We start from the raw sequence: 24,750 nt of genomic DNA on the forward strand, positions 1-24,750 counted from the left end.
TTAGAATTGCATAAAAGGAAAACGTTGTACTAATGTATCGATTTTTTGACGGGTATTATTTAGAAATTTTTGATGGTTTTCCGAATTAGGATTGAACGGTCGGTGATGCATTGCTTTTTGAACGTCGCACACTTTTTGCATCCATTCAAATTCCTCTTCTTTGACATAATTTTCGAAGAATTTTATCCAAATATAATCAATCGCCGTTTGATTGGGATGCAACATATCCTCAGCATAAAAGCGATAGTCCCGAAGCTCATCCATCATGATTTCGAAGCTGGGAAAATAATTACACTTCGACAAACTCGACCCAACAACTCTATTTACTGCCGTTATTAAATGCGACTTGCTAACATTGTTTTCTATAAATCCATCTTTGATATGACGAACTGGAGAAACCGTAAAAATGAATTTAGCATTCGGATTAACCGAAGTGATCAAAGAAATGATATTTTGGAGACTTTGCTGAATAACTTCAACCGAAAGCAGCTCTTTGGCAAACTGTTTTTGAGGCACTTTATGACAATTGGCCACAATTTCGCCTGAAATATTATCGCGATATACCCAAGAAGTTCCTAATGTGATAATGAAATGTGTGGATTCCTGCAATTGTTGATTCGCTGATTCGAGAATGGAATTGAGGTTAATTAGAATGGCTTCATTGTTTGAAGAACTCAATTCGGAATGGACCTCAAAACAATGCCAAGCTTCGTTATGGAAAAAAATATCGTTGGAGGTAAAATAGTCTTTATGAATACTTCTTCTAATAATTTTTTCTAAAGAAACCGCATTAAAAATAATTCCAAAAGGATTCACCACCGATTGAAATTTAAAATATCCCAACTTCTCCCCCATATTTTCCGCAAAACACGAACCTAACGACAGGATTTTCGATTGATAATCGAAAGGAAAATCACTTTTGGCAATGGGAACTGAGGTTCTAAACTCCATATTAGCAGATAATTTTAATCAAAAATAAAAATACAAAATATTAGCGGGACAATTTTAACGATTTCTTCACTCTTTTATTCCTTATTTTTGTTCCACCAAACAAACCACTGCGCTACTTCTAAAAATTCTATGACATCGCAACTACCAAAAAGTTTGCAAAAGCAAACACCAATAAAAATATGCGATCGCATATATACCTTTAAAAAACAATAAACAAAGTCATATATGAAACTACTATATAGTTATTTAAAAAAACACAAAGCCTTATTGTTTTTCGCATTATTAATGGCAGCCGTCAATATTTGTTTTAGTTTGAGTGATTCAATTATCACAGGTAAACTAATGCAAGATTGCGGTGTAGGAATTACAAAATACAAAGGAAATGAATTAGGCTTTATCAAAGCTGTTGGCTTTTGGTTGGGACTTTCTCTGGGAGCTGCCATGATTTCGCGTATTACCAAAAACTTTCAGGATTACTTTACCAACATTGTGATTCAACGCACTGGTGCCGAAATGTATACCGACGGTATCAAAAAATCGTTAGACTTACCTTACATGGAGTTTGAAGACCAACAAAGTGGTAAAACGTTAAGCATGCTTCAAAAAGTACGTTTAGATTCTGAGAAACTAATCACACTTTCTATTTCCTTGATTTTTCAAACAATAATAGGGTTCATTTTTGTCTTGGTATACATCTCTAGAATTGATTTTAGAATTGCGATTGTATTTATTTTAACCGCTCCAATTATTGCTTACATTAGTTCTTTTTTAGGTAAAAAAATCAAAGCTGTTTCTAGAAAAATTGTGCAACAAACCAATTCCTTGGCCGGTTCTACCACCGAAAGCTTACGCAACATTGAATTGGTAAAAAGTTTAGGCTTAACCCAACAAGAAGAAGGCCGATTAAACTCAAATACCCTAAAAATTTTACAACTCGAATTGCAAAAAATTAGATTTATTCGAAGTTTGAGTTTTATCCAAGGAACAACTGTTCACTTTATGCGTACTTGCATTGTTTTTACTTTATACTATTTTTTATTTAATAGCAAAATAGTGGTCGGCGACTTATTGACCATGGTATTTTTCACCTTCTTTATTTTTAATCCATTACAAGAACTCGGCGCTTTCATTATTGCTAAAAATGAGACCAAGGTTTCGATGGAAAACTTTGAAAAACTGTTAAGTGCTACTTCTGAATTCCGTCCAGAACAACCTAAAAAATTCGGAACGATTCAATCCTTAACTTTTTCCAATGTACATTTTCAACATAAAACCGCAAGTCAACCCGCAGTCGAGAACATCAATTTCACTATTAAGCAAGGAGAGACCGTGGCTTTCGTTGGGCCATCAGGGGCTGGTAAAACTACTTTGGTCAAACTTTTAGTAGGTTTATATCCTCCCGCAGAAGGTAATATCCTGTACAACAATATTGATTCTAAAGAAATTGATTTATTAGATTTACGTCAGCAATTAGGATTTGTAACGCAAGATGCTCAATTATTTTCCGGAACGATTAAAGAAAATTTACTATTTGTAAAACCTGACGCAACCGATCAGGAATTATTAGATGCTTTATACAAAGCCAGCTGTCAGAATTTATTAAAACGAGCCGAAAATGGTATAGACACCACTATTGGCGAAGGTGGAATAAAAGTATCGGGTGGAGAAAAGCAACGTTTGTCGATTGCCCGTGCGATATTACGTCACCCTAACTTATTGATTTTTGACGAAGCGACCTCAGCCTTAGATTCTATAACGGAAGAGGAAATTACCTCAACAATTAGAAATATTTCTGATGAGGATAGAATTACTGTATTGATAGCACACCGTTTATCAACAATTATGCATGCTGATAAGATTTTTGTATTAGAACAAGGAAAAATTATCGAACAAGGAAAACACGAGGATTTATTAGCTGAAAAAGGCTTGTACTATGCGATGTGGAGACAGCAAATAGGTGAAAGAAAAAGTTCTGCTTCAGCATAAAAAAAGCCCCAAACAATAAGTTTTGGGGCTTTTTTATTTTAATTTTATATGTCTAGTAAAAAAATTGAGTTGTTGACGAAGTGCCTCCGTGAGTTTCAGTTACCATTTTAGGATAGTTGTTTGATTCGTAAACAAATGTGTAAGAAGTCAAACCATTAGCAGTCGAATTCTCTGATACAATATTATTATTAATACCATTTGCTATACTATAACAGAAATTTAATTTGCTATAACCTGTAATGTTTTTAAGAGGATTTATTTTATTATCATATCCATATACAATAACATCGTCTGAGTTACCAAGATCATCAAATAACTCAATTTTAGAAACTTCTCCATTAGAAAAATAAATTTTACCTATTTGATCTAAATTAGTTTGTGATAATAAATCTCCGCTATAATAATTTACAGAAACAGTTCCATCTGTATTATAAGTGTAAACTTCTTTTTGGCCCCAATCAACATTTGGTTGTAAAGAAACCATAGAAATTATTCTACCACTAGCATCGTATGAATAATTGTCTACCTGATCAACTGTTCCATCATTTAACTTATATTCTATTTTTGTAATATTATCACCTGTATATGTAAAAAACAAATCAACCTCAGCACTATCATCAATAATAGTTACAATTTTATTTCCATTGTATGTTAAATTTGAAGTTATAGTAGCTCCAGTTTCATTACTAATTATCTTCTTTACCAAAATAGAACTAGGTGAGGGGTTTGATGGATTCGAAGGATTTGTAGGATTAGTTGAACTATCAGATGGTGGCATGTTAGGCTCAATATCATGAGAACATGAATTTAAAAGAAGTGCAAAAGCACCTATGATATAGGTAATTTTTTTCATAATAGATTTTGAATTTTTTTTGCGAATTAACAAAAAAAAGCTGAAAGTTAAACTCTCAGCTTTTAAAAAATGATTAATCAAAGTATTTTTGTTTTTTATATAACAATTAAGTTATTCATAGAAAAACTGTGTTGTATTATCTAACACTTCATTTCTATCATATATTTTTCTTTCTATTGGAAAAAATAACTCATTATAAGTAAATAATCTTTTATAACTTGACACAACCGTTGTCCAAGATCCATTTACATATTCATCAGCAGTACGCTTTATATTGTATAGATTTCCATCAGAAGTTATTTCTACATTATCAAATAATTTCTCATACCCTATTATATTAATGGTTGGATTTTTCTTAACATTGAATGTATACTCCTCCCATCTATCATTATATCTACCTCCAGCGATTATTGGATAATCAGTATTTATCTGTGAAGATACAGTAGTCCCTGAAAAATAAACTGTACCATCTGAAATTATAGTTTCCTGATTATTTGATAAGTTAATACTGAACACTTCATAATCTGCTACCTGTTCATTACCATTAATAAGATGATGATTGTATACCGTCTTTTTTTTAGCAGAAAGAGTTCCTCCAGAATATTCATACTTCATACACTGAGTAATTTTATCATTTTGGTAAGTATATTCTTTTTTTGATTTTAAAATTGCATTTGAGTAATTTTCTATTTTAGTAATTAAATCTCCAGTATATGTAAATTTAGTTTCATCATTATTTGTACCATCAGCAGTAAGAATTTTGTCGATTTTATATCCAACATAAAAATAAGTATCAGTTGTTACAACACTTCCTTTTGTTGTAATGGTCTTTTTTAGTAATATATTTCCTGATAGATCTATTTGTTCTTGAGTGTCAATATCATCACTTGACGAACATGAATTAAGAGCAAATAGTAAAAAACTAAATAGTAGGATAATTTTTTTCATTTAAAGGCTTTTTTTTAGAATCGCAAAGAAACAAAAAAAGCTGAAGGTTAGTTACTCTCAGCTTTTAATATTTTTTGATCATCTATTATTATTTCACATATTCAACAGCTTTCTCAATTGCTTCTTTAATTCCACCAACATTCTTTCCTTTTCCAGATGCAAAGAAAGATTGTCCACCACCATTTCCGTCGATTAGTTTTCCTAATTCACGGATAACATTTCCAGCGTTTAATCCTTTTTCAGCAACTAATTCTTTTGAAATGTGCAGTGAATATTGGCTTATCTTCAGTAACAGCTAAAGGAACCAAGAATAGATCGTTTTATTTGCAGTAATTCATAAGCCAAAGCTTGGACTATTCTCATGTAAATATACTTGTAAAGCCAAGAAATCAAAGTCATTAAGTCTTGTATTTGAGAAGCCAATAAAACCCTCTTAAAGGTTTATCGTTTTTCTTTTAACATTTCTAACTAAAGATTTATTCTCCATAAATAATTCGAAAACACCTAAATCAGAAATAATTATTTTTAAAATACTATAATATTTTTCATTAAACTCGGAATAACAATCGTCTAATAAATCTAATTCCTTTTTATTAATAAAGTCAGTAAATTTTTCAACAATTATAATTGCCTCTTTACATTCTGACAAAACTTTTGATGATAATAAATGACTATTTGAATAAAAAATATTTTCAATCTCTTCAACTTTATTATTAATTACATCTAAATCAGATTCAGATTTCAATGCTCTTATTAAAAAAGAATTCAAAATATGAAATTCAGAATTAAGACTTCCTAAAACATTAAATTGTTCTTTGTAAAAATGTTCTCTTAAAAAGTTTCTTCTATTCTTTAATGTAGTGATATAATTAAGTAAGCTAAAAACTAAAGTGGCAATAATACCTAAAGCATAAAGAGCATCTTTTATATCCATAGAACTACTTTTAAAGCTTTATTTCAAAAATTCAATTGCTTTCTCCAAGGCCTCTTTAATTCCATTCACATTTTTCCCTTTTCCTGAAGCGAAGAAAGGTTGTCCACCACCGTTTCCGTCGATTAGTTTTCCTAATTCTCTGATTACGTTTCCAGCGTTTAATCCTTTTTCAGCGACTAATTCTTTTGAAATGTAGCAGTGAATGTTTGGCGCATTATCTTCAATCGAAGCTAAGAATACAAACGCGTTTGGTTTTGAAGTTCCAATAGCTTGTGCTAAATCTTTAGTCGAACTCATAGATAAATCCACTTGTTTTGCTAAAAAGTTAATTCCGTTTACTTCTTGGAAATCGGCAACAAGCGTATTTTTTAATCCTTCTATTTTTTCTTTTACCAATTGCTCTAATTGTTTTTTCAATTTCGCATTATCATCTTGTAATGAAGTCACCGATTTTAAAACATCTTGTGGGTTTTTCAATACTTCTTTGATTTCTGCCAAAGTATCTTCTTGATTTTTATAGAAATCTTTCACCGCATCACCTGTAATCGCTTCAATACGACGAATTCCAGCCGCTACAGCTCCTTCTGAAATAATTTTGAAATGCCAAATATCAGCCGTGTTTTTTACGTGAATTCCACCACATAATTCTTTACTATCTCCAAATTCAATCATACGAACATTGTCGCCATATTTCTCACCAAATAAAGCCATCGCACCTTTGTCTAACGCTTCTTTGATTGGAATATTTCTGTGTTCTACCAATTGTAATTGCGCTTCGATTTGTTGATTTACACTTGCTTCTACTTGACGTAATTCTTCATCCGAAACTTTAGCAAAATGCGAGAAGTCAAAACGTAAGTAATTTGGATTTACTAACGAACCTTTTTGTTCAACATGTGTTCCTAAAATGCTTCTCAAAGCCAAATGCATCAAATGCGTAGCCGAGTGATTTTTAGAAGTTGAAGTTCTTAAATCGGTATTTACTTTGGCTACAAATTCAGCTTCCACGTTTTCTGGAAGTTGTTTTGCGAAATGTAATATTAGGTTGTTTTCTTTTTTCGTGTCGATAATTTCGATGGTTTCGTTTGCCGAAACTAATGTTCCTTTATCACCCACTTGTCCACCACCTTCTGGATAGAACGGCGTTGCATCTAAAACAATTTGGTACAAAACACCATCTTTTTTAGAATCTACTTTACGAATACGTGTGATTTTAACGTTGTTTTCGGTTTGGTCATAGCCAACAAATGTTTCCACATTTCCGTCTATTAAAACCTTCCAGTCGTCAGTAGTTACTTCTGAAGCCGCACGAGAACGCGCTTTTTGTTTTTGTAATTCAGTTTCGAATTCGGTTTCGTTAAACGAATAGCCTTTTTCTTTTAAAATTAAAGCCGTTAAGTCTTTCGGGAAACCAAACGTATCGTACAATTCGAAAACTTTTTCACCCGAAACTTCTTTTCCAGATGTTTCAGCAACTACTTTATCTAATAATTGTAATCCTTGTTCCAAAGTTCTTAAGAAAGACGCTTCTTCTTCGCGAATTACATTGGTAACCAATTGTTGTTGCGATTTAATCTCAGGGAAAAATTCGCCCATTTGATTCGCTAAAACTTCCACTAATTTATTGATGAAAGGTTCTTTCGTCCCTAAAAACGTAAATCCGTAACGAATCGCACGACGTAAAATTCTACGAATTACATAACCAGCACCTGTATTCGAAGGTAATTGACCGTCAGCAATAGCAAAAGCTACCGCACGAACGTGGTCTACAATTACACGAATCGCAATATTGGTTTTGTTTTGTTCTTCTGATATATTTTTAACTTCGTTTGAAGTATATTTTAATCCTGTAATTTCCTCAACTTTCGCGATAAGCGGCGTGAAAACATCCGTATCGTAATTTGAAGTTACATTTTGCATCGCCATACACAAACGCTCAAATCCCATTCCGGTATCTACGTGTTGTGCTGGTAATTTTTCTAACGAACCATCCGCTTTACGGTTGAATTCCATAAATACGTTGTTCCAAATTTCCACTACTTGCGGATGATCAGCATTCACTAATTCTCTTCCTGAAACAGCATTTCTTTCAGCATCAGTTCTTAAATCGATATGAATTTCCGAACATGGACCACACGGACCTTGGTCGCCCATTTCCCAGAAATTGTCTTTTTTATTTCCTAAAATGATACGGTCTTCCGAAACGTATTGTTTCCAAATATCAAACGCTTCTTGGTCAAATGGAACGTTCTCTGCTGGATTTCCTTCAAAAACAGAAACATACAAACGGTCTTTGTCTAATTTCAACACTTCAGTTAAGAATTCCCAAGCCCAAGCCAATGCTTCTTTCTTGAAATAATCGCCAAAAGACCAGTTCCCTAGCATTTCAAACATGGTGTGGTGATAGGTGTCAAAACCTACATCTTCTAAATCATTGTGTTTACCAGAAACACGAAGACATTTTTGCGTATCGGCGATTCTAGGACTTTTTGGAGTTCCATTACCTAAAAAATATTCTTTGAATTGGGCCATTCCCGAGTTGTTGAACATCAAAGTTGGGTCGTCTTTTAAAACGATTGGCGCAGAAGGAACAATTAAATGTCCTTTAGATTCAAAAAAATTAAGGTATGCCTTACGAATGTCTTGTGATTTCATTATTTGGCTAATATTTTGTTACTTTGTGATAATTGTGTGCAAAAATAGTACATTTTTTAAAGAATGGGGAAAGTAAAATATTATTTCGACACTGAAAGTTTAGCCTATCGAAAAATTAAACCGAAAAAAGGAAGAAACTTAGGCTTCGCTGCACTTTTCTTATTGGCTTCGGCTCTTTTTGGTTTCCTATGTTTTTTTGTGCTTTCAAACACAAAATATTTTGAAACTCCAAAAGACAAAATCCAAGCTCGAGAAATAGAAAACCTAAAGCTAAACTACACAATTCTTAACCAAAAAATCAACGAACTAGACGAGGTGCTTGGAAATGTTCAAGAGCGTGATAAAAATATTTACAAAGTTTACTTTAATGCCACTCCTACTCAAATAGAGAAAGATAGCATTAACAGCAAAATCACTTTTAGAGAATTGTTAAAACTCAATAATGAGCAAATTATTGAAAAAACAAATGGGCGTGTTGCACAAATTTCAAAAGAGTTAGCAACACAATCGAAATCTCTTGACGAAATTCTAAAGTTAGCTAAGAGAAAAGAAAAATTTCTTTCTTCCATACCTGCTATTCAACCTGTAAAAAATGAGCATTTAAAACATATGGCTTCTGGTTTTGGTTACCGAAGCGACCCTTTTACTAAAGCTAGAAAAATGCATAAAGGAATGGATTTCACCTCTCCAACAGGAACACCTGTTTATGCTACTGGTGACGGAGTTGTTCGTAGAGCCGATGCTGGAGCTTCAGGATTTGGAAATCATATTGTGATTACTCATGGATTTGGCTATGAAACACTATATGCACATTTGAGCCGATACAATTGCAGACCAGGAAAAAGAGTTAAACGAGGTGATGTCATTGGGTTTGTAGGCAGTACAGGTCGTAGTCAAGCACCACATTTACATTATGAAGTACACAAAGGAGGAAGTGTTGTAAACCCAATCAACTTTTATTACGGAAATATTTCGGCAGTGGAATATACTGCAATTGCTAAACTTGCTACGCAAGAAAATCAATCTTTAGACTAATGCATATTAATCTTCCAGAAAAATTATACTACAGCATGGGCGAAATTGCTAAGGCTTTTAACGTAAACCAATCGTTAATTCGTTTTTGGGATAAAGAATTTGATATTTTAAAGCCAAAGAAAAACGCTAAAGGAAACCGCATGTTCACTCCTGAAGATGTAAAAAATCTTCAATTAATTTATCATTTGGTAAAAGAACGTGGCTTTACTCTTGAAGGGGCTAAAATTCATTTAAAAGAAGGTCAGAAAAAAACTTTAGACAAATTTGATATTGTAAGTAAGCTTGAAAATATCAAAATCCAACTCATAAACATTAAAAATGAACTATAATTTGTAACTTTTTAAAACAAATTACGTTTAATTACTATAAATTAACTTAAAAAACAAAACGAATATGAGAAAATGGTTAATTCCTGTTGGAATAATTTTAGTTGCTGTATTTGCATTATACAGCTGGGCAAAAGGAGTAAACAATACTGCCGTAACTTTAAGTGAAGGAATTAAAGAGTCTTGGGGGAATGTAGAAACTTCATATCAAAGAAGAAATGACCTTATAGGTAACTTGGTTAAAACGGTAAAAGGTGCTGCTGATTTTGAAAAATCAACTTTAGAAGCTGTTATCAAGGCTAGATCTGAAGCTACATCAGTAAAAATTGATCCAGCTAATATTACACCTGAACAATTAGCACAATTCAATCAAGCACAAGGAAATTTAAACAGCTCTTTATCCAGATTACTTGTTACAGTTGAGCAATATCCTGATTTAAAAGCAAACCAAAACTTCTTAAAATTACAAGATGAATTGGCAAGTACTGAAAATCAAATTTTAACAGCTCGTACACGTTTTAACGAAGCTGTGAAACCATACAACACTCACATCAAAACTTTCCCTAACAGCTTGTTAGCAGGTATGTTTGGATTTACAGAAAAAGCATATTTTGATGCTGTTGCAGGTGCTGAAAAAGCTCCCGAAGTAGAATTCAACTTTGACAACAAAGAAGATAAAAAATAATGTCTGTTACAGAAGATTTTCTAACAAGCCAAGAGGAACAAGCCATTGTTGATGCTATACACACGGCCGAAAAAAATACTTCTGGCGAAATTAGAGTTCATATAGAAGCAAAAAATGAGAAACCTCCGTTCGATAGAGCCAAGGAGGTTTTCTTTACCCTTAACATGAATGCTACTTTAGCTAGAAACGGAGTCCTTTTCTATGTAAATGTCTCTAATAAATCGTTTGTTATTTTAGGTGACGAAGGTATTAATACTGTCGTTGAAGATGATTTTTGGGACTGTACTAAAGACATCGTTCTCCAACATTTTAAAGAGAAAAAGTTTAAGGATGGATTAGTAGCTGGAATACTTAGAGCTGGAGAAAGACTAAAAACTTATTTCCCATTTCATCCTGATGACACAAACGAATTATCTAACGAAATTTCTAAATCATAAATGATACAATTTGTATTAAGAATGGTAAAACTAATAGTAATGTTAACTATTTTATTGTTGCATTACGTTGGATTTTCCCAGTACACAATACCTGAAGTTCCTAAATTTCAAACCAGTGTTTATGATTATGCTAATTTGCTTCAAGAAAACGAAAAACAGCAACTTGAAAACAAATTAGTCAAATATTCCGACTCTACTACAACTCAAATAGTTGCCATTACTATTGATGATTTAAAAGGCGAAGATATTAGTCAACTCGCTACAAAATGGGCACATACTTGGGGAATTGGTCAAGCTAAAGAAGATAATGGAATTTTAATTCTACTTTCTAAAAATGACAGAAAAATACACATTGTAAACGGATATGGTGTTGAAGATCGAATGACTGCTGGAATAACTGGCGAAATTATACGCAATGTTATAGTTCCTGAATTTAAAGCAGGTAGTTATTATAATGGTCTTGATAAAGGAGTCGATGCTATTTTTGATGTTTTAAAAGGAAAATACAAAGGCGAAAGAAAAAAAGACAATGACGATGGAAGTGCTGGAGTATTTATTATCATTTTAATATTTATAATTATAATTATAATTTTATCCAATCGCAACCGAAGAGGTGGAGGTGGAAACGGAGGACGTTTTTCTGGACCAGATTTAGCCGACATAATCATTTTAAGTAGTCTAGGGCGTAGCTCATCAGGAGGTGGCTGGTCATCAGGCGGCGGTTTTGGAGGAGGATCTGGAGGCTTTGGCGGAGGCTTTGGCGGCGGAGGTTTCTCTGGTGGTGGAGCTGGCGGAAGCTGGTAATTCTTAAAATTACACTATGAAATACATTCAAGTTTTCACTGTTTTTTTATTAATTCTATTAAACAATTGTAATTCATTTTCACAAGAAAAAGAATTTCCAAAGCAAATTGGATATGTAAATGACTTTCAAAATATCTTTAATGAAGATGAAAAAAATGATTTGGAGAATATAATTTCTGATTATGAAAAAAAATCATCAAATGAAATTGTAATAATTAGCATCGATTTTGATGGAAGTCAGGAAGAATTTAAGACTTATACCTTAAATCTTTCTAATCATTGGGCTGTTGGAAAACAAAATAAAGATAATGGCTTGACAATTTCAATCAGTTCCAAAGAAAAGCTAATCCGAATTAACACTGGAACACAAACCCAAAACATTCTGACTGACTCAATTTGTAACAACATTCTACAGCAGACAATCATTCCTGAATTTAAAAAAGGCAGTTATTATAATGGAGTTAAAAAAGGTATCGAAAATCTTATAAAAGTTTGGAAGAATTAAAGATAAATAACTCATCTCACTTTACTCCTCATAACAAAATAATGCAGTAAAGTTGGAAAGAAACGCTTAAAATATATACCAAGCGTTTCTTTTCTTCCTATGTAAACTTCAAATTTTTGCTTTTCAATAGCTTTAACCATTTTTTGAGCAAAAGCAGAAACTGACAATCCATTTTTTGTCGCTTCATCATCGGTTATTTGTTTTGAGCCATCTGCAGTTAAGGCATTTTTAGCCACATTGGTCTGAATAAACCCAGGACAAATCATTGTTACACTAATTCCGTCTTTTTGATGCTCCATTCGCAACACATCAAAAAAACCATGCAAAGCGTGCTTTGCTCCACAATAACCAGAACGATAAGGTGAACCAAATTTCCCCATCAAACTGGTTACGACAGCAAAATGTCCGGACTGATTCTCAATAAAATGTGGAAGGATGGCTTTTGCTAGAGCGACATTGGCCAAATAATCTACTTCAATAAGTTTTTTGTCTACTTCAAAACTAGTTTCTACAATCAAGGAACGTTGGCTCACACCTCCATTACATATTAGTACATCTATCTTTCCGAATAACGAAATTGCTTTGGCGACATTATTTTTAGTATTATCAAAATCGGCTAAATCAAAAGACAAAATTTCAGTTGTCACATTACAGTTTCCTTTTACTCTTTCAAGCTCTGTAACATTACGCCCAGAAAGAATAAGTCTGCAATTCTTTTTTGCTAATTCATAAGCCAAGCCCTCTCCTATTCCCGAAGAAGCTCCCGTTATCCAAACAATTTTGTCTCTGATATCCATAACGCAATATAACTATATTAACCCTAAGGATATCGTTAAATACCTTAAAAAATAGAGTCTTTTTCCTGTATAAAATCAGTTGTTTAACTTGAAACCCAATCCTTTAAAAGAATAAAATTTGTATTTCAACACATTATGAATCAAATAATTACAAACTAAAATTTTTAAGATTATGAAAAACATTTTTAAAGGCACATTAAAAGGGCAATTGTGCGATGATTGTCTGGAATATATTGCCAATGTGGAGGTACTATTATATCTCCCATACAGAAAAGAAGTTTTTAGCACTGCAGTTGCAGATGCGAAGGAAACGTTTCATTTAGTAACTAAAGAAGAAGCTAAACAAAGGGAAAATCTTTTAATTGCTAAAACTTTCACTGATGAAAACGGAAATTTTCAATTTAGTATTGATGAAAAATATGCTAATTCAGCATTCGACATCGACTTTATTTGCGGTACCGTTCCGCCTAAAATTCCAAAACCAAAGAGAATAGAACCACTTCAATTTCAAATCACTACATTAGTAATGGAGTGGAGAAGAAATGAGTTTGAAGAGTTCAATTTCTTTAATTGGACGCATGAAATTTCATATAAATTCTGGTGTTACATTCGAGGATATTACTTTGATGCATGGGTTATTTGTGGTCACTTGGTAAACTGTAAAACAAATACTCCTATTGCCAACGCAAAAGTCACTGCTTTTGATGCCGATTTTTTGACTGATGATAACTTAGGTACTGCAACAACTGATAGCAATGGGCATTTTAGAATCGATTATTCTTCAATCAAATTTAAACAGACTTTCCTATCTCCTCTTATTAATGTCGAAACAGATCCCAGCTTACCATTAACTTTTCAAAGTGGTCCAGATGTTTACTTTAAAGCAGAAATAGCAGGCACAACCCTAATTAATGAAACAAGAGCTAATGCCCGAAAAAATGCTGGATATTGTCTTTGTGTAAAATTATGTTCTGAAGTAAATGTTGTAAATCCAGAAGATCCTAACTTCCCAAGTGCATGGACTGGAATTGGAAATACTTTCAGCGCTTCTTACGGCACAAACAGTTATGATTTTGATATTGATGGCTATGCAGGTTCTGGAAAAAATGCTCTGTTTGGAACCATTCGTTTAACTGGTCAAGCAGCTTTAAAATCGGCATCAGGAAATCCAATCGAATATCGTTTTTTAATTAGTGACACTACTACGCCTAACGGGAGTCCAGCTCCAGCGATTGGAAACTTCTCAAAAATTATTGGCGTAACACCTAACTTGTTCGTTCCTAGTGTTGTATCCAAATTAACTCGAAAAGTATATTCACCCATAAACAATGAAATTTTTGTAACCAGTGATCAAAGTGATTTTGACTCACAAGGTTGGTTTGATGTTAATCATGCTATTGAGAGAGCCTTGATTAATACAGGATTAACCTTAGCTGATTTATCTTCCTACAATATCATTGAAGAAGACACTTTAATTTCATTAAACACAGCTGCTTTAACAAACGCTCCAGATGTTCCTGGAAGTATAAATCCAGGTCAAGCAATTCCTGCTGCAAATAAAATTCCGATAGAGAAATTTGCGATCCGATTTGAAATTAGAGAAGTTATTAATAAACCATTGAATCAGTTTAACATTGTTCCTGGCAACGGAAAAACACTTAATTCAGTTATTATGAATAACAATGCTGTTATTTTAAAACTATCAATTGCAGAGTTAGAAGCAAATGGACTATGTACACCAATAAATGGTACTTTACATGCTAAGTACACTGTTTATCATCCGCATTTATCTTCTTCTTCATTGCATTTAAGAAATAATAGTAATACGGTGAATAGAGCAATATCGGACGGAATTGTTCCCTTAAGCGGCAATACAAATCCTGCAATTGACGAAAGAACCAGCAATAGTAGTCAATTAAACAATCCACCTAACGATATGACTCGATGTACATACATTTTAAAATTGTATGCAAGAGCCAGAATGCACAATGGAGATGTCGCCATGTCTGATAGCGGACCCATTGAACAAATTTTCTTCTATGATGTTTAGTCAGAAGAATTTTGAAACTTTAAAAGCAGCTTAACAGCTGCTTTTTTTATGCCATATAAATTTCATTAGTCTTATATCACCAAAAACCGTTAGATGATAAAGAGGAAAATCACCCTATCAAAATGAGCTTAATTCCCTGACTAATTTTTTAATACTCACACCATCTTTGCATAAGACAATAAGAAACAAAAAACGAACTATAGCTATGAAAAATTTTTTATTAACAGCTGCATTTATATTAATTGGGGAATTATTATATGCACAAACTAATTTCGATCAAGCGAAAGAAAATGAAACTAAAAAATGGGCTTGGTCACACTCTAATTTAGGAAGCGGATTAAGTTTGAATTATTTTTTTGAAAAAGACCAAACCTATGAAATCACATTTTGGGTAAAAACGTCTTCAAATGTTTCAAAACCAAACAAAAAAGTGTTACAATCTACAATTAACATCAGAACTGCTTCGAATACATCTTATGATAAATTCGAATATACGCTGCCTAATTTCACAGAATACAGCGAAGTAGTTTGGTCACAAAAAGCAGGAGAAAAATTCAATCAGTGGCAACAAAAGAAAATTTATTTTACTCCTACTTACAACAACTTACAATTATGGTTATATCCATTAATGACTGCTAATGCAAACGATAATGGAGGAGCAAGAATTGAAATGGAAATAGATAATATAGTTATTAAGAAAAGTTCAGATAAACATTTTAGTTTGTCTTCATTATAAATGAAAAGAGCAGCTGTAAGCTGCTCTTTTTGGTTCTATTATTTCTCTCTTATATAAATATCGATTGGCACTCCTGAAAAGTCCCATTTTTCTCTAATTTTATTCTCTAAAAATCGTTTATATGGATCTTTTACATACTGAGGTAAGTTAGCAAAAAACACAAACTGAGGCATTGGCGTAGGCAATTGCATACAGTATTTAATTTTGATATATTTTCCTTTAAGTGCTGGTGGTGGCATGTGCTCAATAATTGCCAGCATATGTTCGTTAAATTTAGACGTAGGAATACGTTGTTTTCTACTTTCATAAACTTGAACAGCTGTTTCAAGTGCTTTCAATAAACGTTGTTTTGTAAGGGCTGAAACGAATAGAATAGGCACATCAGTAAAAGGTTCTATTTCTTTTCTAATTTTAGCTTCGTAATCACGAGTTGACATGGTATCTTTTTCTACCAAGTCCCATTTATTTACAAGAATTACAATTCCTTTTCTGTTTTTTTCGGCCAACCAAAAAATGTTTTGATCTTGACCTTCAAAACCACGAGTAGCATCAATCATTAAGATACATACGTCACTATGCTCGATAGCACGAACAGAACGCATTACCGAATAGAATTCTAAATCTTCTTTTACTTTAGCTTTACGGCGTATACCAGCTGTATCAACTAAGTTGAACTCAAATCCAAAACGATTGTATTTAGTATCAATTGCATCACGAGTAGTTCCAGCAATATCAGTTACCACAAAGCGATCTTCACCAATTAATGCATTAATAAAAGATGATTTTCCTGCATTTGGACGTCCAACAACACAAAAACGAGGTAATGGGTTTTCTTCTTCAGTAGCTTCAGGTAATTCTGGTAACACTTCAACTAATTTATCTAAAAGTTCACCTGTACCGCTTCCGCTCATACCTGCAATCGTAAAATACTCCCCTAAACCAAGATTATAGAACTCTAAAGCGTCTTGTTCCCTCTTTCCGTTATCAACTTTATTTACTGCTAAAAGGATTGGTTTAGTTACTTTTCTTAGCAACTTAGCAACTTCTTCATCCATTGGAGTAATTCCTTCTTCAACATCTACAACAAAGATGATAGCATCGGCTTCATCAATTGCTAATTCAACCTGCTTACGAATTTCTCCTTCAAAAATATCATCTGAACCTTTAATATAACCTCCTGTATCAATTACAGAAAATTCTTTACCATTCCACTCACTTTTACCATAGTTACGGTCACGAGTTACTCCCGAAACAGAATCTACAATAGCTTCTCTTCGCTGAATCAAACGGTTAAAAAAAGTAGATTTTCCTACATTAGGTCTTCCTACAATGGCTACGATATTGTTCATTCTTAATTTTTTAAAGTTTGCAAAGGTACAATTTTATTTTTAGAAGCTGGTTTACTTCTGATTGTATCCAAATCTTCTTAATTGATATGCGTTGTTTCTCCAGTCCTTATTAACTTTCACAAACATTTCTATATGAATTTGCTTCCCGAAAAACTTCTCTAAATCCTGACGTGCTTCAACTCCTACTCTTTTTATTGCAGCTCCTTTATGACCTATAATGATTCCTTTTTGTGTATCACGTTCCACCATGATAACTGCACGTATTCTGATAATATCTTCTTCTTCAATAAACTCTTCCGTTTCAATTTCAACTGCATACGGAATTTCCTTTTCATAATGTAGTAAAATCTTCTCACGAATAGTTTCATTCACAAAAAAACGTTCTGGCTTATCTGTCAGAGCATCCTTTGGATAAAAAGCTGGTGATTCTGGCAATAATTCTAAAATACGATCAAAAACTGCCTGTACATTAAAGTTTTCCAAAGCAGATATCGGGAAAATTTCAGCATTTGGAACTTTTTCTTTCCAAAGCGCAACTTGTTCTTCCAATTGTTCTTGATTCGATTTGTCAATTTTATTCAACAATAATAAAACTGGAATTTTAGAATGAATTATTTTATTGAAGAATGCTTCGTCTTTCAATTCCTTTTCACCAATTTCTACCATGTAGATCAATATATCAGCATCTTCAAACGCAGATTTCACAAAATCCATCATGGAAGACTGCAAATCATAAGCTGGTTTTATGATTCCAGGAGTATCTGAAAACAGAACCTGAAAATCATCTCCATTCACGATTCCTAAAATACGATGACGAGTTGTTTGTGCTTTTGATGTAATAATCGAAAGACGCTCTCCTACCAAGGCATTCATCAATGTTGATTTACCCACATTTGGGTTCCCGATAATGTTTACATAACCAGCTTTGTGTGACATATTGCAAAATTTTTGACAAAGGTACATAAAAAAAGCCACTCAATTGAGTGGCTTACCTAGTAGCGGGAACAGGACTCGAACCTGTGACCTTCGGGTTATGAGCCCGACGAGCTGCCTACTGCTCTATCCCGCGCTGTTTCGAGTGCAAATATACAACCATTATTTACAAATACAAGCTTATTTTAAAAAAATAATAATTTTATTTTTCAACCTCCTTATTTTCAGGTTTTATACCTTTGACTTTTAAAAATTTGAAATGGAAAAACTTGACAATATAATCTTTTACAATATCGACAAGGCAATACGAAGCTACAGAATGTATGCCATGAAACAAATTCGTAAAAGCGGTTACAAAATTACAATTGACCAATGGCTCATAATAAAATCAATATTAGAAAAACCCAAAATCAATCAACAAGAACTTGCTAAAAATGTTTTTAAAGACAATGCATCAGTCACTAGAATAATTGAATTACTGGTAAAATCTAATTATCTAAAACGAGAAGTTGACTCTAATGACAGAAGAAAATCAGTTTTAACCGTTACTCAAGAAGGCAAAGATATTATTGAAAAAGTGCAGAATTTAGTTCTTGACAACAGAAAAGTTGCTCTTGATGGAGTTTCAAAAGAGGAACTTGACAACATGAATATTGCCCTACAAAAAATCATAATCAACTGCTCATAACCCAAAAGAAAAGTTAATTTTTTACTAAAACACATTTAACATGTAACAATTTTAAAAGAACGAATACCTACCTTTAAATATTTATTTGATATGTCAAGTTTCAATCAATCAATTCAAAATTTAATCATTAAATCTATGAGAAATAAAAAATTAACACTTCTTTTTGTTGGATTAATTCTTTCAACTGTTGCATCTGCTCAAGGAGCTAACCCAACTCTAACAAAGAAGCAAAAGTTAACTGAAAATCAACTAAAGCGTTGGAGTCATTTAGATTTAGAAAAAGATAGTATCCCTGGAATGAGTATAGACCGTGTTTATGCTGAGTTACTCAAAGGTAAAAAAGGAGCTAAAGTTATTGTTGGGGTTGTGGATTCAGGAGTAGATATCGATCATGAAGATTTAAAATCTGTTATTTGGGTAAACAAAAAGGAAATACCAGGTAATGGCATTGATGATGACAAAAACGGATACATTGACGACATTCACGGATGGAATTTTTTAGGAAACATCGAGAACGAAAACTTAGAATTAACGCGTCTTTTGAAAAAAGGAGATGATGGTTCTCAAGCTTACAAAGAAGCAAAAGCAGCTTATGACAAAAAAATGGAAGCGCTTTTAGCCAACAAACAGCAAATTGACAACATTTACAATGCCAATAAAGCTTTAAGTGAGTATCTGAAAAAAGAGGACTTCAATATAGATGAAGTAAAAGCGATCACAACAGAAGATACAGAATTAAAGAAAAACATCGAAGTGTTTACAAAAATTGGAAAGGCAGGACCAGTATTAATGGCAAACGTAAATAAGTTTAAAACACAAGTTTACAACCAATTAAACTACAATTACAATTTAGAATTCGATGCACGAAAATTAGTAGGTGACAATCCTGAAGATATAAATGATAAATTTTATGGAAACAATATTGTATATGGCCCAACCAAAGAAGGCGCTTTACATGGTACGCACGTTGCAGGAATCATAGCGCAGTCACGCAACAACAACATTGGTGGTGACGGTATTGCAGATAATGTAGAAATCATGTCCGTTCGTGCAGTTCCAAATGGTGACGAGTACGACAAAGACGTTGCTTTAGCAATTAAATACGCTGTAGATAATGGTGCTAAAGTAATCAATGCAAGTTTTGGAAAAGATTTTTCCCCACACAAACAATGGGTTTATGATGCCATAAAATATGCTGAAAGCAAAGACGTCCTTATTGTTCACGCTGCTGGTAATGATTCAAAAGATATTGATGTGGAACCAAATTTTCCTAATGACTCTGATGATAAAAAAACTGAATTTGCTGATAATGTAATTACTGTTGGCGCATTAAATTTTGAAAACGGAAAAAAAATAGTTGCAAATTTCTCTAACTATGGAAAACTAAATGTTGATGTTTATGCACCTGGTGTAAAAATATATGCTACAACACCTAATGGCGAATATCAATACTTACAAGGAACGTCTATGGCATCACCAAATGTAGCTGGAGTAGCTGCTATGATTCGTTCATATTATCCAAATTTATCTGCAAAAGAAATCAAGGGTATTATTATGAATTCTGGAACAACAGTTTCTAATGATGTTGTAGTTGGTGGGAATCCAAAAGATGTACGCCCATTTAACTCACTTTCTAAATCTGGAAAAATTGTAAATGGTTTTACAGCAATGACTTTGGCAGAAAAAATGAGCACAGAAAAGATGAAAGCAAAAAAATTCCATAAAAAGAATAAAACTCTTAAAAACTAAATCACAGTAAAAGTTAAATATTTCTAATTTAAAACCGAATAACACTCAATTATCTAATTGATTTCTATACTTTTGCACCCTTAAAAATAAACCCATTTTGGTTTACACATTTTATATCATTTATGAAAAGAGTTGTTGAGTACAGAAAATTATTAGAAGTTGACAAAAATGTTACCTTAAAAGAATTAAAAACCATTTACAGAAACAGTATGAAAGAAACGCATCCTGACAAATTTGTAAATGACGACGAAGGTAAACAAGCTGCTGAAGAAAAAAGTAAATCAATCATTAGTGCTTATCACTTTTTAGTAAGTATTGCATCTGAAACCATTGAGAAAAATCTTCCAGAATATCAGGAAACAATCAATAATTCAGCTATTGCAGATTTCTATTTGGAAAAACAAACTCTATTGGTAACCCATTTAAATGGCGCTTCATATGAGTACATTGGTGTTCCAAAAAATGTGTACATCAAAATGATAAATGCAGATTCGCCTAACCGTTTCGCAAAACGTCATATTTACGGGAACTACATTTACAGAAAATCAGCAGAAGCCGTTGAAATTTAAAAGATTAGAAAAAACTCCATACTAAAGACTTCCATTTAACGGAAGTCTTTTTTATTTATTTTTTTTATATTTGAGTAACAAAATAAAACAAATTAAACTATGGAAATTAATTATTTAGCACTGCTACTATCAGCATTATCAACATTAGTTGTTGGATTTATCTGGTATAATCCTAAAGTTTTCGGAACAATTTGGATGAATGAAACTGGAATGACTGAAGAAAAAGCAAAAAACAGTAATATGATTAAAGTGTTTGGATTAACTATCTTTTATTCATTAATCTTAGCTTTTATGATTCCAACAATTGTTAATCATGAAATAGGAGCTGTACAAGCTGCCGGAGGAAACGCCCAAGACCCAGCACTAATCGAATTTCTTAAAGTACATCACGGCAAATTCTTATCTTTTAAACACGGAGCATTACATGGTATTTTATTTGGAATATTTTTTGTGTTACCAATAACAGCAATAAATAGCTTATTTGAACAAAAATCTTGGAAATATATTTTAATAACTGCTGGCTATTGGATTGTATCTTTTGCTATTATGGGTGCAATTCTTTGTGGATGGCAATAATATTAACATTTATTTATAATAACATCGCTCTACATTTGTGGAGCGATTTTTTTTAAAATTTTGAACACTACTACATTTAAAGTTTATTCTGCCATTGACGAACTACCTGCATCTTGGGACCAAGTTGCAGAAAGTAATGTTTTTCTTCAAACATCTTATTTAAAAGTTCTAGAGGAATCGGCACCTACAAACATGCAATGCTTTTATATTGGTATTTTTGAAGAAAACAACCTCATAGGAGTTGCACTTGCGCAATACCTTAATGTCCAAAAACTGGAATCATTTGGAGAAAGAGATAAGTGTATAAAAACTACTGTCCGTAATTTTGTTTTTAAAAATTTTGCGTCACATGTCCTGTTTTTAGGAAACAACATGATTACTGGACAAAATGGTTATGTTTTTAATAAAGAAATGGATTTTAAACATATAAGCGAACTGCTTATTCAATGTTCTGAAGCCATTATTCAGTATTTTAAAAATAAAGGAATTAAAATTCACATTGTTTCTTTTAAAGATTTTTATCAGCATTGTTCGGATGAATTAAAAAAGTATGATTTTGCAGAAATGTACGATTTCAATATTCAGCCAAACATGATTTTTGAACTGAATCCTGAATGGAAAACCGAATCTGATTATGTGGCTGCATTTTCTAAAAAATACCGTGACCAGTACAAGAGATCACACAAAAAATGCGAAGGAGTAACAGTAAAAGAATTAAATTATCAAGAAATTATAGTTAACGAAGAAAGGATTTATGACCTTTATCATCATGTTGCCAAGAATGCTCCTTTTAATACATTCTTTTTAGCAAAAAATCACTTTTCTACTTTTAAAAAACAACTTGGTGAACAACTACGCGTAGCTGGTTACTTTATTGATGAAAAATTGGTAGGTTTTCATACTATACTTTTAAATGGGGAGACATTAGAAACCTATTTTTTAGGTTATGACGAACATATTCAAAAAGAAAGAATGCTCTATTTGAATATGTTGTACAACATGACCAAATTTGGAATTGAAAATGGCTTCAAAAAAATTATTTTCGGAAGAACCGCTTTAGAAATAAAAAGTTCAATAGGTGCCAAGCCTGTATTAATGTCTGGCTTTATTTACCATACTAACAAATTTATTAATCACTTTATGGACAAAATTTTTATACGTCTTGAACCAAGTGTTGAATGGCAACAAAGACATCCGTTTAAATAATTAATAAAGTACAAAAAGGAAGGTTAAACTACTAACTTTCCAGTTCCATTTGAACTACTTCCCAATCTTCTAACAATTGTTCTAAATCTTTCTTTTTCTTTTCATATGCTGAGAAGAAAGAAGCATCTTGCATTAATTTTTCATAATTCTCGGCTAATGCTTTATCGTCTTTTTGAATATCTTTTTCTAATTGTTGAATCTGACTTTCAATTTTTGACAACTTATTTTGAAGTGTTTTTTGAGCTTTTTGTTCTTCATAAGAAAGGTTTTTTACTTGCTTAGGAGCTTCTTTTACTACTACATCTTTCTTTTCTACTTCGCGGAAATTATCAACATTTCTTTGCTCTAAAAAGAAATTTATATCACCTAAATATTCTTTTATTTTTTGATCTTTGAACTCATAAACGGTATTAGCCATACCTTGTAAAAAGTCACGATCGTGCGAAACCAAAAGTAATGTCCCTTCGTATTTCTGTAAAGCAGCCTTTAATACATTTTTAGATTTAATATCCAAGTGATTGGTAGGCTCATCCATTAACAGAACATTTATTGGCTGTAATAACAACTTACACAAAGCCAAACGGTTACGCTCTCCTCCCGAAAGCACTTTCACCTTCTTGTCTACATCATCACCTCTAAATAAGAAAGATCCTAACATGTCGCGAACTTTTGAACGATTAGAATCTGTAGCCGCTTCAAGCATGGTGTCTAGTAATGTTTTTTCGCCATCCAGATATTCGGCCTGATTCTGAGCAAAATAACCCAATTGCACATTATGTCCAAGTTTTATATTTCCTTCAAATTCAAATTCGTTTACAATCGCTTTAATAAATGTTGATTTACCTTGGCCGTTCTGACCTACAAAGGCAATTTTACTACCTCTTTCAACCAAAAGAGAAATATCTTTTAAAATAGTTTTGTCACCGTAAGCTTTTGTCACATGCTCTGCTTCAACCACCACTCTACCCGGAGTAATAGAAACTGGAAACGAAATATTCATTACTGAATTATCATCTTCATCAACCTCAATACGTTCAACTTTATCAAGTTTTTTGATTAGTGATTGTGCCATTGATGATTTGGTCGCACTATATCTAAACCTATCTATTAACTTTTGAGTTTCTTCAATTTTTTTTGCTTGATTTTTTTGTGTAGCCAATTGCTTTTCACGAATTTCTTCTCTTAAAACCAAATATTCAGTATAAGGTTTGTTGAAATCATAAGCTTTACCTAAAGAAATCTCAATTGTTCTGTTGGTTACGTTATCCAAAAACATTTTATCGTGTGAAACTATCACCACAACTCCTGGGAACGACTTTAAGAAACTTTCCAGCCAAATGATACTCTCAATATCCAAATGGTTTGTAGGCTCATCCAGAAGCAAAATATCATTGGATTGTAATAATAATTTAGCTAATTCGATACGCATACGCCATCCTCCTGAAAATGTATCGGTTTGATTATTGAATTCTTCACGTTTAAATCCTAAACCTAAAAGAATTTTTTCGGTATCACCAACATAGTTATACCCGCCTAATATTTCATAATGATGTTGTACATCACTCAATTGCTCAATTAATTCAGAATACGATTCACTTTCATAATCTGTGCGAGTGGCCAACTGATGGTTTATTTCATCAATTTTTAATTCAGCTCTTTTAATTTCTTCAAATGCCTGATATGCCTCATCTAAAACAGTTCTGCCTTTCACAAAATCAATATCCTGACGAAGAAAACCTATCTTCACCTCTTTCTCAGTAGCAATTGTCCCGCTGTCTGGTTTAAAATCTCCTGCAAGCATTTTAAGCATAGTTGACTTTCCAGCTCCATTTTTTCCAACAAGACCAACACGGTCACCAGCTCCTAAACGAAAAGTTACTTCTTCGAAAAGATATGTACCACCAAAAGAAACCGATAAATTATGAATATTAAGCATATTTTGTGACTAAGGTTACAAAGGTAAACTCTAAAAACTTGT

24 protein-coding genes and 1 tRNA gene are annotated in these 24,750 nt (G+C 32.7%); 14 read left to right on the forward strand and 11 right to left on the reverse strand.

Annotated features, from left to right (window positions below; translation table 11 throughout):
- Positions 1 to 951 carry a GSCFA domain-containing protein gene (locus LJY17_RS09080; protein ID WP_264543516.1) on the reverse strand — a complete coding sequence of 317 codons (951 nt, stop codon included), beginning with the start codon at positions 949 to 951 and terminating at the stop codon, positions 1 to 3.
- 225 nt (positions 952 to 1,176) lie between these two features.
- Between LJY17_RS09080 and LJY17_RS09085 the strand changes: the two genes are divergently transcribed.
- Positions 1,177 to 2,937, forward strand: a complete 1,761-nt coding sequence (locus LJY17_RS09085) for an ABC transporter ATP-binding protein (protein WP_264543517.1) — start codon at positions 1,177 to 1,179, stop codon at positions 2,935 to 2,937.
- 52 nt (positions 2,938 to 2,989) lie between these two features.
- On the opposite strand, the gene LJY17_RS09090 is transcribed toward LJY17_RS09085, so the two are convergent.
- From LJY17_RS09090 to alaS, 5 genes are all read right to left on the reverse strand, one after another.
- Complete coding sequence (locus LJY17_RS09090; protein ID WP_264543518.1) at positions 2,990 to 3,790, reverse strand: hypothetical protein; 801 nt, start codon at positions 3,788 to 3,790, stop codon at positions 2,990 to 2,992.
- 111 nt (positions 3,791 to 3,901) lie between these two features.
- Complete coding sequence (locus tag LJY17_RS09095; RefSeq protein ID WP_264543519.1) at positions 3,902 to 4,738, reverse strand: hypothetical protein; 837 nt, start codon at positions 4,736 to 4,738, stop codon at positions 3,902 to 3,904.
- Between the two features lie 88 nt (positions 4,739 to 4,826).
- Positions 4,827 to 5,033 carry a DHHA1 domain-containing protein gene (locus LJY17_RS09100; RefSeq protein WP_319800139.1) on the reverse strand — a complete coding sequence of 69 codons (207 nt, stop codon included), beginning with the start codon at positions 5,031 to 5,033 and terminating at the stop codon, positions 4,827 to 4,829.
- A gap of 138 nt (positions 5,034 to 5,171) precedes the next feature.
- On the reverse strand, positions 5,172 to 5,672 hold the full coding sequence (locus tag LJY17_RS09105) for a hypothetical protein (RefSeq protein ID WP_264543520.1): 501 nt from the start codon (positions 5,670 to 5,672) through the stop codon (positions 5,172 to 5,174).
- Positions 5,673 to 5,690: 18 nt separating this feature from the next.
- Positions 5,691 to 8,327, reverse strand: coding sequence for an alanine--tRNA ligase (gene alaS / locus LJY17_RS09110; protein ID WP_264543521.1), 2,637 nt, complete (start codon positions 8,325 to 8,327; stop codon positions 5,691 to 5,693).
- A 63-nt stretch (positions 8,328 to 8,390) separates the two neighbouring features.
- On the opposite strand from alaS, the gene LJY17_RS09115 reads away from it, so the two are divergent.
- The 6 genes from LJY17_RS09115 to LJY17_RS09140 all read left to right on the forward strand — a co-directional run bounded on the left by LJY17_RS09115 (position 8,391) and on the right by LJY17_RS09140 (position 12,119).
- Positions 8,391 to 9,362, forward strand: a complete 972-nt coding sequence (locus tag LJY17_RS09115) for a M23 family metallopeptidase (protein ID WP_264543522.1) — start codon at positions 8,391 to 8,393, stop codon at positions 9,360 to 9,362.
- Positions 9,362 to 9,691, forward strand: coding sequence for a MerR family transcriptional regulator (locus LJY17_RS09120; RefSeq protein WP_264543523.1), 330 nt, complete (start codon positions 9,362 to 9,364; stop codon positions 9,689 to 9,691). Before LJY17_RS09115 ends, LJY17_RS09120 begins: the two co-directional genes overlap by 1 nt.
- 64 nt (positions 9,692 to 9,755) lie before the next feature.
- Positions 9,756 to 10,373: a LemA family protein gene (locus LJY17_RS09125; RefSeq protein ID WP_264543524.1), complete on the forward strand. Its 618-nt coding sequence runs from the start codon at positions 9,756 to 9,758 to the stop codon at positions 10,371 to 10,373.
- Positions 10,373 to 10,810: a TPM domain-containing protein gene (locus LJY17_RS09130; RefSeq protein WP_264543525.1), complete on the forward strand. Its 438-nt coding sequence runs from the start codon at positions 10,373 to 10,375 to the stop codon at positions 10,808 to 10,810. Before LJY17_RS09125 ends, LJY17_RS09130 begins: the two co-directional genes overlap by 1 nt.
- Positions 10,811 to 11,614, forward strand: coding sequence for a TPM domain-containing protein (locus LJY17_RS09135; protein WP_264543526.1), 804 nt, complete (start codon positions 10,811 to 10,813; stop codon positions 11,612 to 11,614). It begins immediately after the preceding gene.
- A gap of 16 nt (positions 11,615 to 11,630) precedes the next feature.
- On the forward strand, positions 11,631 to 12,119 hold the full coding sequence (locus LJY17_RS09140) for a TPM domain-containing protein (RefSeq protein WP_264543527.1): 489 nt from the start codon (positions 11,631 to 11,633) through the stop codon (positions 12,117 to 12,119).
- Positions 12,120 to 12,130: 11 nt separating this feature from the next.
- On the opposite strand, the gene LJY17_RS09145 is transcribed toward LJY17_RS09140, so the two are convergent.
- Positions 12,131 to 12,916, reverse strand: coding sequence for an SDR family oxidoreductase (locus LJY17_RS09145; RefSeq protein WP_264543528.1), 786 nt, complete (start codon positions 12,914 to 12,916; stop codon positions 12,131 to 12,133).
- Between the two features lie 172 nt (positions 12,917 to 13,088).
- On the opposite strand from LJY17_RS09145, the gene LJY17_RS09150 reads away from it, so the two are divergent.
- Positions 13,089 to 14,966 (forward strand): transthyretin-like family protein, encoded by a 1,878-nt coding sequence (locus LJY17_RS09150; RefSeq protein ID WP_264543529.1) that lies wholly within the window; start codon positions 13,089 to 13,091, stop codon positions 14,964 to 14,966.
- Between the two features lie 205 nt (positions 14,967 to 15,171).
- Entirely contained in the window at positions 15,172 to 15,702 is a 531-nt protein-coding gene (locus tag LJY17_RS09155; protein WP_264543530.1) for a hypothetical protein, read from the forward strand.
- 38 nt (positions 15,703 to 15,740) lie between these two features.
- Here the strand turns inward: LJY17_RS09155 and der are convergent, their stop codons facing one another.
- From der to LJY17_RS09170, 3 genes are all read right to left on the reverse strand, one after another.
- A complete protein-coding gene (gene der, locus LJY17_RS09160) occupies positions 15,741 to 17,051 on the reverse strand; it encodes a ribosome biogenesis GTPase Der (protein WP_264543531.1) in 1,311 nt (436 codons plus the stop codon).
- Positions 17,052 to 17,102: 51 nt separating this feature from the next.
- Entirely contained in the window at positions 17,103 to 17,987 is an 885-nt protein-coding gene (gene era, locus LJY17_RS09165) for a GTPase Era (RefSeq protein ID WP_264543532.1), read from the reverse strand.
- A gap of 60 nt (positions 17,988 to 18,047) precedes the next feature.
- Positions 18,048 to 18,120 (reverse strand) — tRNA-Met (locus LJY17_RS09170).
- A gap of 123 nt (positions 18,121 to 18,243) precedes the next feature.
- Here LJY17_RS09170 and LJY17_RS09175 point away from each other — a divergent pair.
- The 5 genes from LJY17_RS09175 to LJY17_RS09195 all read left to right on the forward strand — a co-directional run bounded on the left by LJY17_RS09175 (position 18,244) and on the right by LJY17_RS09195 (position 22,772).
- Complete coding sequence (locus tag LJY17_RS09175) at positions 18,244 to 18,672, forward strand: MarR family winged helix-turn-helix transcriptional regulator (protein WP_264543533.1); 429 nt, start codon at positions 18,244 to 18,246, stop codon at positions 18,670 to 18,672.
- 135 nt (positions 18,673 to 18,807) lie between these two features.
- Positions 18,808 to 20,421: a S8 family peptidase gene (locus tag LJY17_RS09180; RefSeq protein WP_264543534.1), complete on the forward strand. Its 1,614-nt coding sequence runs from the start codon at positions 18,808 to 18,810 to the stop codon at positions 20,419 to 20,421.
- A 122-nt stretch (positions 20,422 to 20,543) separates the two neighbouring features.
- Positions 20,544 to 20,990 carry a KTSC domain-containing protein gene (locus tag LJY17_RS09185; protein ID WP_264543535.1) on the forward strand — a complete coding sequence of 149 codons (447 nt, stop codon included), beginning with the start codon at positions 20,544 to 20,546 and terminating at the stop codon, positions 20,988 to 20,990.
- 99 nt (positions 20,991 to 21,089) lie between these two features.
- Positions 21,090 to 21,566, forward strand: a complete 477-nt coding sequence (locus tag LJY17_RS09190; protein WP_264543536.1) for a DUF1761 domain-containing protein — start codon at positions 21,090 to 21,092, stop codon at positions 21,564 to 21,566.
- A 60-nt stretch (positions 21,567 to 21,626) separates the two neighbouring features.
- Entirely contained in the window at positions 21,627 to 22,772 is a 1,146-nt protein-coding gene (locus LJY17_RS09195; RefSeq protein ID WP_264543537.1) for a GNAT family N-acetyltransferase, read from the forward strand.
- A 31-nt stretch (positions 22,773 to 22,803) separates the two neighbouring features.
- Here the strand turns inward: LJY17_RS09195 and LJY17_RS09200 are convergent, their stop codons facing one another.
- Positions 22,804 to 24,708 (reverse strand): ABC-F family ATP-binding cassette domain-containing protein, encoded by a 1,905-nt coding sequence (locus LJY17_RS09200; RefSeq protein WP_264543538.1) that lies wholly within the window; start codon positions 24,706 to 24,708, stop codon positions 22,804 to 22,806.
- Positions 24,709 to 24,750: the final 42 nt, after the last annotated feature.

It is taken from the genome of Flavobacterium hankyongi (genome assembly GCF_036840915.1).
Classification (GTDB): Bacteria; Bacteroidota; Bacteroidia; order Flavobacteriales; family Flavobacteriaceae; genus Flavobacterium; species Flavobacterium hankyongi.